The organism is Streptomyces sp. NBC_00271, from assembly GCF_036178845.1.
Lineage (GTDB): Bacteria > Actinomycetota > Actinomycetes > Streptomycetales > Streptomycetaceae > Streptomyces.
Map to the genome: position 1 here is coordinate 1,908,117 of NZ_CP108070.1, position 13,119 is coordinate 1,921,235.

Genomic DNA, 13,119 nt, shown 5'->3' on the forward strand with positions numbered 1-13,119 from the left:
ATCAGCCGATTCCGGGGATGAGGGAGATGAGCAGGTCGATGATCTTGATGCCGATGAAGGGGGCGATCAGGCCGCCGATGCCGTAGATCCCGAGGTTGCGCCGCAGCATCTTGTCCGCGCTCACCGGCCGGTACTGCACACCCCGCAGGGCGAGCGGGACCAGCGCGATGATGATCAGCGCGTTGAAGATGACCGCGGACAGGATCGCCGAGTCGGGCGAGGACAGGTGCATGATGTTCAGCTTGTCCAGGCCCGGGTAGACCGCCGCGAACAGCGCCGGGATGATCGCGAAGTACTTCGCGACGTCGTTGGCGATCGAGAACGTCGTCAGCGCACCCCGGGTGATGAGGAGCTGCTTGCCGATCTCGACGATCTCGATGAGCTTGGTCGGGTTGGAGTCGAGGTCGACCATGTTGCCGGCCTCCTTCGCGGCCGACGTACCGGTGTTCATCGCCACGCCGACGTCGGCCTGGGCCAGCGCGGGGGCGTCGTTGGTGCCGTCACCGGTCATCGCGACGAGCTTGCCGCCCGCCTGCTCCCGCTTGATCAGCGCCATCTTGTCCTCGGGAGTCGCCTCCGCGAGGAAGTCGTCGACGCCGGCCTCGTCCGCGATCGCCTTGGCCGTCAGCGGGTTGTCACCCGTGATCATGATGGTCTTGATGCCCATCCGGCGCAGCTCGTCGAACCGCTCCCGCATGCCCTCCTTGACGACATCCTTCAGGTGGATGACACCCAGGATGCGGGCGCCGTCGGTGTCCTCGACGGCCACCAGCAGCGGCGTGCCGCCCGCTTCGGAGATGCGGTTGGCGAGGGTGTCGGCGTCCTTGGAGACGGTGCCGCCCTGTTCCTGGACCCAGGTGATGACCGAACCGGCCGCGCCCTTGCGGATCCTGCGTCCGTCGACGTCCACACCCGACATACGGGTCTGGGCGGTGAAGGCGATCCACTCGGCCCCCGCGAGTTCGCCCTGGTGCCGCTCGCGCAGCCCGTACTTCTCCTTCGCCAGCACGACGATGGAACGGCCCTCGGGCGTCTCATCAGCCAGCGACGACAACTGCGCGGCATCCGCCACCTCGGCCTCGGTGGTGCCGGTCACCGGCACGAACTCGGAGGCCTGGCGGTTGCCCAGGGTGATGGTGCCCGTCTTGTCCAGCAGCAGCGTGGAGACGTCACCGGCCGCCTCAACCGCACGGCCGGACATGGCCAGGACGTTGCGCTGGACCAGCCGGTCCATGCCCGCGATGCCGATCGCGGACAGGAGTGCGCCGATCGTGGTCGGGATCAGGCACACCAGCAGGGCCACCAGGACGACCATCGTCAGGTGCGTGCCCGCGTAGTCCGCGAACGGCGGCAGGGTCGCCACCGCGAGCAGGAAGACGATCGTGAGCGACGCGAGCAGGATGTTCAGCGCGATCTCGTTCGGCGTCTTCTGCCGGGCCGCGCCCTCGACCAGAGCGATCATCCGGTCAATGAACGTCTCGCCCGGCTTCGTCGTGATCTTGATGACGATCCGGTCCGAGAGCACCTTCGTACCGCCGGTGACGGCACTGCGGTCACCGCCGGACTCGCGGATGACCGGGGCCGACTCACCCGTGATCGCCGACTCGTCCACGGAGGCCACACCCTCGACGACGTCACCGTCACCGGGGATGATGTCGCCCGCCTCGCAGACGACCAGGTCGCCGACGCGCAGTTCGGTGCCGGGGACGTGCTCCTCCACGTCTCCGTTGAGGCGGCGGGCCACCGTGTCCGTCTTGGCCTTGCGCAGGGTGTCCGCCTGCGCCTTGCCGCGGCCCTCGGCCACCGCCTCCGCCAGGTTGGCGAAGATCACGGTCAGCCACAGCCAGGCACTGATCGCCCAGCCGAACCAGTCACCCGGGTCCTTGAACGAGAACACCGTCGTCAGGACCGAGCCGACCAGCACCACGAACATGACGGGCGACTTGATCATCACCCGCGGGTCGAGCTTGCGGAAGGCGTCCGGCAGCGACTTCAGCAGCTGCTTCGGGTCGAACAGACCCGCGCCGACCCTTCCTTCGTCCTTGTGACCGGTCGGCACATCACTGTGCGGCGCCCGGGTCGGAGTGACTGTGGACATCGAGTCCTCTTCTGAAGGTGAATCTGTGCGAGTGGTCATGACGCCAGCCCCTCGGCCAGCGGACCCAGCGCGAGCGCAGGGAAGTAGGTCAGACCGGTGATGATCAGAATCGCGCCCACCAGCAGACCGGTGAACAGCGGCTTCTCCGTGCGCAGGGTGCCCGCGGTCGCCGGGACCGGCTTCTGCTCGGCCAGCGAACCCGCCAGCGCCAGCACGAACACCATCGGCAGGAACCGGCCCAGCAGCATCACGATGCCGATCGTGCTGTTGAACCACTGCGTGTCCGCGTTCAGACCCGCGAACGCGGAACCGTTGTTGTTGGCACCCGAGGTGTAGGCGTACAGGATCTCGGAGAAACCATGCGCGCCCGAGTTGGTCATGGAGTGGCCCGGGGTGGGCAGGGCCATCGCCGCGGCGGTGAAGACGAGCACCAGCGCCGGGGTGATGAGGATGTAGCAGGCCGCGAACTTGATCTCGCGGGTGCCGATCTTCTTGCCCAGGTACTCGGGGGTGCGGCCGACCATCAGACCGGCGATGAACACCGCGATGACCGCCATGATCAGCATGCCGTAGAGACCGGAACCGGTACCACCGGGCGCGATCTCGCCCAGCTGCATACCCAGGATGGTGATACCGCCGCCCAGACCCGTGAACGAGGAGTGGAAGGAGTCCACCGCACCCGTCGACGTCAGCGTCGTGGACACCGCGAAGATCGACGAGGCGCCGACACCGAAGCGGTTCTCCTTGCCCTCCATCGCGCCGCCCGCGATCTGGAACGCCGGACCGTGGTGGGCGAACTCGGTCCACATCATCAGGGCGATGAAGCCGAGCCAGATCGTGGCCATCGTGGCGAGGATCGCGTAGCCCTGCCGCAGCGAGCCGACCATGCGGCCGAAGGTGCGGGTCAGTGAGAACGGGATGACCAGCAGCAGGAAGATCTCGAAAAGGTTCGAGAAGGGGGTGGGGTTCTCGAAGGGGTGGGCGGAGTTGGCGTTGAAGTAACCGCCACCGTTGGTGCCCACCTCCTTGATGGCCTCCTGCGAGGCGACCGCGCCACCGTTCCACTGCTGCGAGCCGCCCATGAACTGGCCCACCGAGTGGATCCCGGAGAAGTTCTGGATCGCGCCGCAGGCGACCAGGATGATCGCGGCGACGACCGAGAGCGGCAGCAGGATGCGGACCGTGCCGCGCACCAGGTCGGCCCAGAAGTTGCCGAGCTCACCGGTACGGGAGCGCGAGAAGCCGCGCACCAGCGCGACAGCCACCGCGATGCCGACCGCGGCGGAGACGAAGTTCTGCACCGCCAGGCCGCCGGTCTGCACGACGTGGCCCATGGCCTGCTCGCCGTAGTACGACTGCCAGTTGGTGTTGGTGACGAAGGACGCGGCGGTGTTGAACGCCTGGTCCGGGTCGATCGCGGCAAAGCCGAGCGAGCCGGGCAGATGACCCTGCAGCCGCTGCAGCAGATAGAGGAACAGGACACCGACCGCGGAGAAGGCGAGTACGCCACGCAGGTACGCGGGCCAGCGCATCTCCGTGTTCGGATTCGCACCGATACCCTTGTAGATCCACTTCTCCACACGCCAGTGCTTGTCGGAGGAGTAGACCTTGGCCATGTAGTCGCCAAGAGGGACATAGGCGAGAGCCAGCGCCGCTATCAGCGCGAGCAACTGGAGCACGCCGGCAAGAACGGGACTCATATCGCTTCTCAGAACCTCTCCGGGAAGATCAGGGCGAGGACGAGATAGCCCAGCAGGGCGACGGCCACGACCAGGCCGACAATGTTCTCGGCGGTCACAGCTTCGTCACCCCCTTGGCGACAAGGGCCACCAGCGCGAACACCGCGATCGTGGTGACAACGAAGGCCAGATCGGCCATCGCGAACTCCTAGGAGAGGTTCGGAATGAATGAGACGGACGGTTAGAGGAAACCGCCTCTCTGGCCGAATTCGAGCGCCGTTGACACCTCCCATACGGCGGCCGGTCTGCCTTTGACGGAACCCTTACGGCCGACCGCTCCACGTGCGGCGACGGGTCCCGCCGTCCGGCTGAATACGCCGATGGCCCGCATCGACGAGATGCGGGCCGGCAGGACGCGTAGCAGGGAAGGACGCCGAAGCAGGGCGTCGGAATAGGGCGTCAAAGGATTCAGTAGATAAGGATTCAGTAGATGCGGAACCGCAGCCGGCAGATCACCGCGTCCGTGTCACGGCGCACCGCGTGGGCGACGACCGCGCCCCGCTGGTTCTGGAGCAGCCGCTGCCACAGCCGGTCCGGCTCGACCTCGGGGATCAGCACGGTGACGCGGGTGCCGGGCTCCGCGGCGGCCGCCTCGCCCACGTACTCGGCGATCGGGCGCCCCACGGTACGGCGCTCGGAAGTGAGCTGGACGAGCGGTACTCCGGGGTCCCACCGTGCCCAGTCGCGGGCCAGCGCGTGGGCCTGGGCGCGGTCCTCGGTGTCGGGGTGGCACACCGTGACGGCGCGTACTTCGTCGCCGAGGGAGGCGGCGGCGTTCAGTGCCTCCACGGTCAGCCGGGACAGGTTCGACACCGGAACGATCACCAGGGAACGGTCCCGGTGCGGCGGCTCGGGAATCCGCCCCAGGCCCAGCCGCTCACCGATCCGCCCATACGCCCGGTGCACCGTCTCGAAGGCAGCCACCAGCAACGGCACGGCGATCACTATCAGCCAAGCACCCTCGGCGAACTTGGTCGCCGTCACCACGACCGCCGAGACACCCGTGAGCACCGCACCCAAACCGTTCAGCACCGCCCTGCCCCGCCACCCCCTCCCCCGCTCACCACGCCAGTGCCGAACCATCCCCACCTGCGCAACCGTGAAGCCGATGAAGACACCGATCGCGAACAGCGGCACCAGAGTGTTCGTGTCCCCACCAGAAAAGACCAGCAGAGCCGCCGAGACCAGGGCCAGCGCGAGCACACCATGCCGGTGCACCTGCCGCTCCGCCTTCAACGCGAAGACATGCGGAAGATAGTTGTCCCGGGCCAGCAGCTTCAACAGCACCGGCAGACCACCGAACGACGTGTTCGCGGACAGCGCCAGCAAGACCATCGTCGCGAACTGGATCACATAAAAAGCCCAGTTGTGGCCCAGCGAGGCATCCGCGAGCTGGGCCAGCACCGTGACACCCGCCACCGGCTGAAGATGAAAACGCGAGATGAGAACCGACAGACCGATCAGCATCACCCCCAGGACCGCCCCCAGCGCCACCTCCGCCCGCTGCGCCCGGCGCACCCGCGGCACACGGAACGACGGCACAGCATTGGCCAGCGCCTCCACACCCGTGAGCGCACTGCACCCCGAAGCGAACGCCTTCAGCAACAGCAGCGCCCCGACCGTGGTCGCATTGCCCGCAAGAACCGAGGCATGCCCGGCCGCGGCCACGGTGCTCACCGGCGCGGACCGGAACAGACCCACCCCGATCAGCACCAGCACCGACACGACGAACACCGCCGTCGGCACGATGAACACACGCGCCGACTCCACGATGCCCCGCAGATTCACCCCCGTGATCAGCACCAGCACGGCCAGACACCACCACAGCCGCTCCCCGTACAGCCCAGGAAACGCCGACGTCAGCGCCGCCACCCCCGCGGTCACGGCCACCGCCACATTCAGCACGTAGTCCAGAACCAGCGACGCCGCCGCCACCAGACTCGTACGCGCACCCAGATGCCTCCTGGCCACCGCATACGACCCGCCACCGTCCGGAAACGCGGCGATCACCTGCCGGTACGAAGCCACCAGCACCGCCAGCAGCCCCGCAATGGCCAGCGTCACCGGCAACGTGAAACCCAGACCGTGCGCACCCGCCCCCGCCAGCACCAGAACGATCGCCTCCGGCCCGTACGCCACCGAGGCCATCGCATCCAGCGACAGAGCAGCCAGACCCGTCAGGGCCGTCAAGCGATGACGCTCACCGGTATCGGGCGGCTCCTCGTCGGCGGGGCTCGCCCCCGGCTCGATGGTCAGGACAGACATGGAATACGGGCTCCTTACGCGGTGGCCCGCGCACGCGGGGAGGCGGTGCGCGGGTGCGCCCAGGTTCTGTCCGTCCCCGATTGCTTTCGACCCTTCCTTGCGCCTTCTTCGCGCCGGAACCCCCGACCTTGACGCGACCTTGACGGCTGTATGCGCCGCACGACTCCCGCGCGGCTCCTGCACGGCTGCGCTCAGTGACCCTGCGAGTACCTACCGCCCGGCCGTGTCGAGGGCGGCGCCCGTCTGGTCGGCGAGGGTGACCGCCACCAGGCGGGCCTGGAGCGGCGGTACGGCGCCCGGGCCGGGGGTGAGCATGAAGCGGCCCAGGTAGTGGCCGTTGCCGTAGGTGCGCAGTTCGATCTCGCCGTCCGGCCATCCGCAGGCGTCGACGTCCCGGCGCCGGTGGCCGACCGAGACGTTTCCGTCCTGCTCGAGCCGGGGCGGCTGCCCCAGCAGGCTGCCGTACTCGTAGCGGCAGCCGCGCAGGCCGAGCAGCTCGGTGAGCTGGCCGCGGACGTGGTCGACCACGGTGTCGGAGGACTTGGCGGACTGGGCGAGCTCGGCGGTCTCGTGGACGCGGGCGAGATAGTCCGCGTCCGTCACCGTGATGACCTCCAGGCGGCGGGCCCGGGCCGCGAGCTGGGACACGATCACGCCGACGACGAGCAGCAGCACCGCCGTCTCGATGTCGGCGGAGGTATTGATGTCGAACGTCTCGTACGGGCGAGTGAGGAAGAAGTCGAACCAGGCCGCCGAGGACAGCGCCGCGAGCGCCCCCGCCGTACGGCTGCCGAGGGCGGCGACCACGACCACCACCACGACCAGGATCAGCGCCGCGTTCGTACGCGACAGATCCGTGCGGAAGGGCACCAGGACGAGCGCCACCAGGAAGGGGCCCACCAGGCCCGCCACCAGGGCGAGCCGGTCCCGGAGCGAATAGCCGGTCATCACACCGTCACCTCCTGCGGTTGCCACGGCGACCTCGGGCCCGGGCCCTCGTACGCCGCTTCCACGACTCGTACGCTCCCGCTCATACGCCGCCTCCTACGCTGTGCGTATCACTGGGAAGATCCACCCGCTCGGCGAAGGGCAGCGACAGCACCATCGTCAGACCGCCGCCGGGAGTGTCCTCCGGGGCGAGGGTGCCGTCCATCGCCTCGGTCAGCCCCCGGGACAGGGCCAGGCCAAGGCCGAGGCCGGTGGTGTTGTCGGTGTCGCCGAGCCGCTGGAAGGGCTCGAAGAGCCGGTCACGGACGGCGGTGCCTCCCTGCTCGGGCGGGACCGAGAGCTTGAGGGACGGTGGCAGGCCGGGGCCGCGGTCGACGACGCGCACCTCGACGCGGCCCGCGTGTGTGCTCGCGGTCAGCAGCACCTTGCGGTCCGCCGGGCTGTGGCGGACCGCGTTGCCGACGAGGTTGGCTATCACACGTTCCAGGAGCGGGGGATCGGCCAGCACGGCCGGAATCTCCTCCAGGTCCCCGACCACCACCTCGGGGGTGTCCGCGAGCGCCGCCGGAAGGACCTCCTCCAGCGTGGTGGCCCGCAGGTTCAGGGTGAGCGCGCCCGCTTGAAGGCGGCTGAGGTCTAGGAGGTTCTCGACCAGACGGTTGAGCTTGGCCATGGACTCGTCCGCGGTCGCGAGGAGTTCGTCCCGGTCCTCGTCGGAGAAATCGACGTCCCGGCTGCGCAGCGAAGAGACCGCGGCCCAGCCCGCCGCGAGAGGCGTGCGCAGGTCATGGCCGACCGCCCGCAGCAGCGCCGTACGCATCCGGTCGGCCGCCTTGACCGGTTCGACCTCGGCGGCGGCCTCCGCGAGCCTGGCACGCTCGACCGCCGACCCCACATGCGCGGCGAAGGCGGCGAGCACGCGCCGCTCGGACGACGGAAGGGTGCGACCGCGCAGGACCAGGAAGGCGCCGGGCCCCGCGGGCACGACCGTCGCGCCATCCTCTCCAGGCGGCTCGACGACCAGTTCCGCCGAGTCCATGCCGAACGTCTCGCGCGTGCGTTCCACCAGCGCCGGGATGGTGGCGCCGCCCCGCACGATGGTGCCGGCGAGCGAGGACATGGTCTCGGCCTCGGCGGTGGCACGGGCCGAGCGCCGCGACAAGCGCAGGGAGCGGTCGACGACACCGGCGACCACGGCGGCGACCGCCGCGAAGACCGCCAGGGCCAGCAGCGCGTTGGGATCGTCGAGCGTGAACTGCCCGACGGGCGGGATGAACCAGTAGTTGAGCAGCAGGGACGCCGTGACCGAGGCGATCACCGCCGAGACGACCCCGCCTATGCAGGCCACGCCCACCACGCTGAGCAGGAACAGCAGCGCCTCGCTGGTGAGGTTGAGGCGGTCCCGGGCCCAGTCGAGATCGAGCAGGAAGGTGAGTGCCACGGGCAGCAGCAGCCCGGCGACCGGGCCCGCGACCCGGCGCGCGGTCGACAGGGTGCGCCGCCGCGAGGGCAGCAGCGTGCCGCGCCCCGCGCGTTCGTGCGTGACCGTGTGGATGTCGATGTCGCCGGAGAGTTCGACGACCGTCTCGCCGGTGCCGCGTCCGGTCACGAAGCGCTCGATGCGGCCCCGGCGGCTGGTGCCGAGGACGAGTTGGGTGGCGTTCTCGGCGCGCGCGAACTCGACCAGGGCGGTCGGCACGTCGTCACCGACGACCGAGTGATAGCTACCGCCCAAATCCTCGACCAGCCGCCGCTGCCGGGCGAGCGAGGCGTGCGAGGTACCCGCGGCGAGACCGTCGCTGCGGGTCACATGCACGGCGAGCAGATCACCGCCCGCCGACCGGTCGGCGATCCGCGCGGCCCGCCGGACGAGGGTGTCTCCCTCCGGCCCGCCGGTGAGGGCGACCACCACCCGCTCCCGGATCTCCCACACCCCGCCGATGCCATGCTCCGAGCGGTACGACTGCAGCGCCTCGTCCACCCGGTCGGCCACCCACAACAGGGCGAGCTGGCGCAGCGCGGTCAGATTGCCGGGCCGGAAGTAGTCGGCCAGGGCCGCGTCGATCTTCTCGGGGACGTAGATGTTGCCGTGCGCCATCCGGCGACGCAGTCCCTCCGGCGTGATGTCGACGAACTCGATCTGCTGCGCCCGTCGTACGACCTCGTCGGGCACCGTGTCGCGCTGCGGCACCCGCGTGATCTTCTCGACGACGTCGTTGAGGGACTCCAGATGCTGAATGTTCAGCGCCGTGATCACGTCGATCCCGGCGCCGAGCAGTTCCTCGATGTCCTGCCGGCGTTTGGTGTTGCGGCCGGCTCCGGGGACGTTGGTGTGGGCCAGCTCGTCGACGATCGCGATCTGCGGCCGGCGCTCGAGGACCGCGGCGAGGTCCATCTCCTCGTACTCTTCGCCGCGGTGGACGCAGCGGGCGTGCGGTACGACCTCCAGGCCGTCGAGCATCGCCTCCGTGCCGGGACGCCCGTGGCACTCCACGAACCCCGCCACCACATCCGCGCCGCGTGCCGCCCGGCGGCGCGCCTCGTCGAGCATGCGGTAGGTCTTGCCCACCCCCGGGGCCGCCCCCAGATAGACCTTCAACCGTCCGGGCCGTACGTCACCCACGGCGGTCCGTACCTCACCCCCGCCGGTCCGCACATCACGCATCTCGGTCGGTCCGTCATTCATCGCAGCCGACGCACTCCGCTCACTGAAGATCAACTCTCCGACGGGAAGGGGTACTTCCCCCCACGGAAGCCCTTCCGCAAGTCGTCCGGCACGACCCTTGACGCATCCTTGGCGCCGGTCATGTGGACGTTGACACCGCCTTGACGTGCCCTGGCCCGACCGGGTGAAGGACGCCCCGCCGGGGGTGCGGTTCCGGGTCGACCATGTCTGTGCGGGGTTCCGGTACCGCACCGTGCGTTCAATGAGCCGTTCAGGAAGTCGGCCGGAACCCGCCCCCCACGACGGCACGCACCACTCCCCTTCGATAGTGTCGGAAAGCCAGTCCGGAGCGATCACAGACGGAGACTGCCGACGTGCACGTGAACCGATACGTACGGGTGGGAGGGGCCTACGGGCACCTGCTGCTCGTCGTCGTTCTCGCGCTGGGCGTGTTCGTCATGCACACCGTGGGACACCCCGACCAGGCGCCCGGCGACGGTATGAGCCCCGCGTCCCAGGTCTCGACGATGTCCACGGTGGTGGCCGCCCACGACCCCATGGGGGCTCCGGCATCACCGGAGCGGGGCAGCGCCGCGCACTCCACGCACACGTCCTCCAAGGACAGGCCGGCCATGGCGATGGACATGGTCTCGCTGTGCGTGGCGGTGATGTTCGGTGCGTGGGTACTCACCGCACTGCTGAGGAGGGCCCTCGCCCGCCGTCCGAACTGGCTGGCGAAGCTCCTTGCCGAGGCGCCCGTCATGCTGCGGCCCAATCCCCCACCCCGAGGCCCTGATCTCACCGAGTTGTCGGTCCTGCGGCTGTAGGCCGAACCGCCCTCGCGGACGCGCACCACGCGCGCTCCCGCGACGACGCGTACGCCCACACAGCCAGAACCAACACACGAGGTGAGTTCACGATGACTGCCTTCACGCGCGCCTTCCACGGCAAGCGCCTCCACCGCAAGCCCGTCCGCCGTGTCGCGGCCGTCGGCGTCGTAGCCGCCGGGGCCCTGATGCTCTCCGCCTGCGGCAGCGACGGCGACGGCGCGAGCGGCATGAGCGGCATGGACCACGGCGGCAGCAAGAGCTCGGCCACAGCGACCGCGACGGCGGCCGCCAAGGCGGGTGACGTCGACGAGGCGGACGTCACGTTCGCGCAGATGATGATCCCCCACCACGAGCAGGCCGTGGCGATGGCCGAACTGGCCGACGGCCGCGCTTCCGACGTGGAGATCAAGGACCTGGCCGCGAAGATCGAGAAGGCTCAGGACCCCGAGATCAAGACCATGACGGGTTGGCTCAAGTCCTGGGGCAAGCCCACCGCGACGGGGGACACGCCCGGGATGGACATGGGCGGCGACGGCATGATGTCCGACAAGGACATGAAGGAACTCAAGGCCATGCAGGGCAAGGAGTTCGACAAGATGTTCGCCCAGATGATGATCGACCACCACAACGGCGCGATCGCCATGGCGAAGACCGAGCAGAAGAGCGGCCAGAACGCCGACGCCAAGAAGATGGCCGACGCCATCGTCACGGGCCAGTCCGCCGAGGTCAAGCAACTCCACAGCATCCTAGACCGGCTCTGATCCGCGGTAACCGTTGACCGCTCCGGGCTCCCTCGGCCGCCGTGGGGCGCCCGGAGCGGTCACGCCCGGCCTTGGCGCTCACCGCCGTCGAGGCCGGGCACGTCCTGTTCCACCACACCCTGACCAGCAGCCCCCTTGGATGCCCTGCGGAGGCGGACGGCGAAGCAGGCCGGGCCGGTGAGGGCGGTGGTCTTCACCAGGACAACTGCTAGGACGAGGCCCGCCACCCAGCCGATCCACCGCCAGTGGGCGAACAGGACCGCACCCGGCCCGAGGCGCACGGCAACGCCCAGTACGCCGACCGCCACGACAGCCGTCGTCCGGGCGACCTATCGACGCCTTGTGACTCCCCCGCCGGTCGCGGAAACCGCCCCCGCGGTCGTGGAAGCAGCACCACCGGCCGGGCTGCCGGGAACAGCTGTCGAGGCGTACGAGGAACAGGGCGACGCCCGCGCGCACGGCGGCCGCGACCGCGCTGAACGTGAACGCGTCCGTGAAACCGTCGATCGCGCCGCGCTCGACGCCCGCGGCGGCGACGGTGGACAGGACGGCCACGCCGGTCGCCCCCCACCTCGTGGAAGGTGTTGACGACGCCCGAGGCGAGCCCCGCCTCCGTAGACCGAGCCCAGGAAGAAGAACGCGACCAGCCAGCGCGGTGGCGATCAGCAACAGGAACGCGCCCGCGACCACGGGACGGCGGGTGAGCATGCGGAGGCCCATCAGCGGGGCGCCGCCGACCCGTTCGGCCGCGGCGAACGCCCCGTACAGCACGACCGCCGCGAGCGGCGACAGTCAGCGCCCCGCCCAGCGGCATGGGCGCGCCCGTGGCCAGCCCGCTGACCAGGGATGAGGTGGTGAGCACCGCGATCCCGACAAGGACGGTGCGGTGGGCACCGAACACGTCGGCGACGCGCCCGCCGAGCAGCATCAGCCCGCCGAAGCACAGGGTGTACGAGGTCACCACCCAGGTCAGCGCCTGCCTGCCGAGGTCGAGGTCGGTCGCTCACGGCGACTCCTCCAAGCGTGCGATACGAAAGGGGGAAGTGCGGCCGGGCCGCGACGAACTCCATACGAGCCCAGTCGAGTGAACTGTACGGCCCAGCACATATGAACTACACCGTTCAGTTCACATGTCGGTAGACTCGTCGCATGAGCACGAAGGACGTCAAGCGGCCCCCCGCCGGACCGCGCGCCGAGGCAAAGCGACTGGCCATCCTCAAAGCGGCCCGCGAGCTCTTTGTGCGTGAGGGCTTCGACGTGAGTGTCGATCTCATCGCCGCCGAGGCGGGCGTGTCCAAGGTGACGGTCTACAACCACTTCGGCAGCAAGGAAGCCCTGTTCATCGGGGTCGTCAAGGACTCGCTCGACGCCCCGCTCGGCGGCACCCTCGCCGACGCCGTCGCCCGCCTCGCCGACTCGGACGACCTGCGTGAGTCGCTCATCGCCGCCGCCCGCGCCTGGGTGGCCGGAATCCGCACCCACCCGGAGATCCTCGCGTTGCGAAACGTCGTCGCCCGCGAACTGCACCGCTTCCCCGAACTCGGCAAGGGCCACCTCGATGCCGGCCCCGAGCGCCATCACCCCGCCGTCGCGGGAGCACTCCGGAAACTGGTCGCACAGGGCCGGCTCGATGTCCCCGACATCGAGGTGGCCGTGCTCCAGCTCTCCTCCCTGCTGGTCTTCCCGCACCTGGTCTTCAGTGCCTACGGCACCGACATCGACGACGGTCTCGCCGACCGCCTGATCACGGGTGGGGTCGACATGTTCCTGGGCCACTACGCCCCGCGTCACACCGAGCCGTAAGGGGACCCGC

10 protein-coding genes are annotated in these 13,119 nt (G+C 69.4%); 3 read left to right on the plus strand and 7 right to left on the minus strand.

The window, feature by feature from the left end; all coding sequences use genetic code 11:
* Position 1: 1 nt before the first annotated feature.
* The 6 genes from kdpB to OG798_RS09160 form a co-directional block, all read right to left on the minus strand.
* Positions 2-2,098, minus strand: coding sequence for a potassium-transporting ATPase subunit KdpB (gene kdpB / locus OG798_RS09135; protein WP_328756762.1), 2,097 nt, complete (start codon positions 2,096-2,098; stop codon positions 2-4).
* A 35-nt stretch (positions 2,099-2,133) separates the two neighbouring features.
* Complete coding sequence (kdpA, locus tag OG798_RS09140) at positions 2,134-3,798, minus strand: potassium-transporting ATPase subunit KdpA (RefSeq protein ID WP_328756764.1); 1,665 nt, start codon at positions 3,796-3,798, stop codon at positions 2,134-2,136.
* A gap of 8 nt (positions 3,799-3,806) precedes the next feature.
* The gene (gene kdpF, locus OG798_RS09145; RefSeq protein WP_016434100.1) at positions 3,807-3,896 is read right to left on the minus strand and encodes a K(+)-transporting ATPase subunit F; all 90 of its coding nucleotides are present in this window, start codon (positions 3,894-3,896) and stop codon (positions 3,807-3,809) included.
* Between the two features lie 364 nt (positions 3,897-4,260).
* Positions 4,261-6,102, minus strand: a complete 1,842-nt coding sequence (locus tag OG798_RS09150) for an APC family permease (protein ID WP_267060922.1) — start codon at positions 6,100-6,102, stop codon at positions 4,261-4,263.
* Positions 6,103-6,312: 210 nt separating this feature from the next.
* Positions 6,313-7,050, minus strand: a complete 738-nt coding sequence (locus tag OG798_RS09155; RefSeq protein ID WP_328756765.1) for a DUF4118 domain-containing protein — start codon at positions 7,048-7,050, stop codon at positions 6,313-6,315.
* Positions 7,051-7,132: 82 nt separating this feature from the next.
* Positions 7,133-9,673, minus strand: coding sequence for a sensor histidine kinase (locus tag OG798_RS09160; RefSeq protein WP_121418621.1), 2,541 nt, complete (start codon positions 9,671-9,673; stop codon positions 7,133-7,135).
* 416 nt (positions 9,674-10,089) lie between these two features.
* On the opposite strand from OG798_RS09160, the gene OG798_RS09165 reads away from it, so the two are divergent.
* Together OG798_RS09165 and OG798_RS09170 are read left to right on the plus strand one after the other, a co-directional pair.
* Positions 10,090-10,542: a DUF6153 family protein gene (locus OG798_RS09165; RefSeq protein ID WP_267060923.1), complete on the plus strand. Its 453-nt coding sequence runs from the start codon at positions 10,090-10,092 to the stop codon at positions 10,540-10,542.
* Positions 10,543-10,634: 92 nt separating this feature from the next.
* Positions 10,635-11,306: a DUF305 domain-containing protein gene (locus OG798_RS09170; RefSeq protein WP_267060924.1), complete on the plus strand. Its 672-nt coding sequence runs from the start codon at positions 10,635-10,637 to the stop codon at positions 11,304-11,306.
* Between the two features lie 59 nt (positions 11,307-11,365).
* Here OG798_RS09170 and OG798_RS09175 read toward each other — a convergent pair whose 3' ends face one another.
* Positions 11,366-11,614: a hypothetical protein gene (locus OG798_RS09175; protein WP_179857189.1), complete on the minus strand. Its 249-nt coding sequence runs from the start codon at positions 11,612-11,614 to the stop codon at positions 11,366-11,368.
* An 841-nt stretch (positions 11,615-12,455) separates the two neighbouring features.
* On the opposite strand from OG798_RS09175, the gene OG798_RS09180 reads away from it, so the two are divergent.
* Positions 12,456-13,109, plus strand: coding sequence for a TetR/AcrR family transcriptional regulator (locus OG798_RS09180; RefSeq protein ID WP_121417111.1), 654 nt, complete (start codon positions 12,456-12,458; stop codon positions 13,107-13,109).
* Positions 13,110-13,119 lie beyond the last annotated feature (10 nt).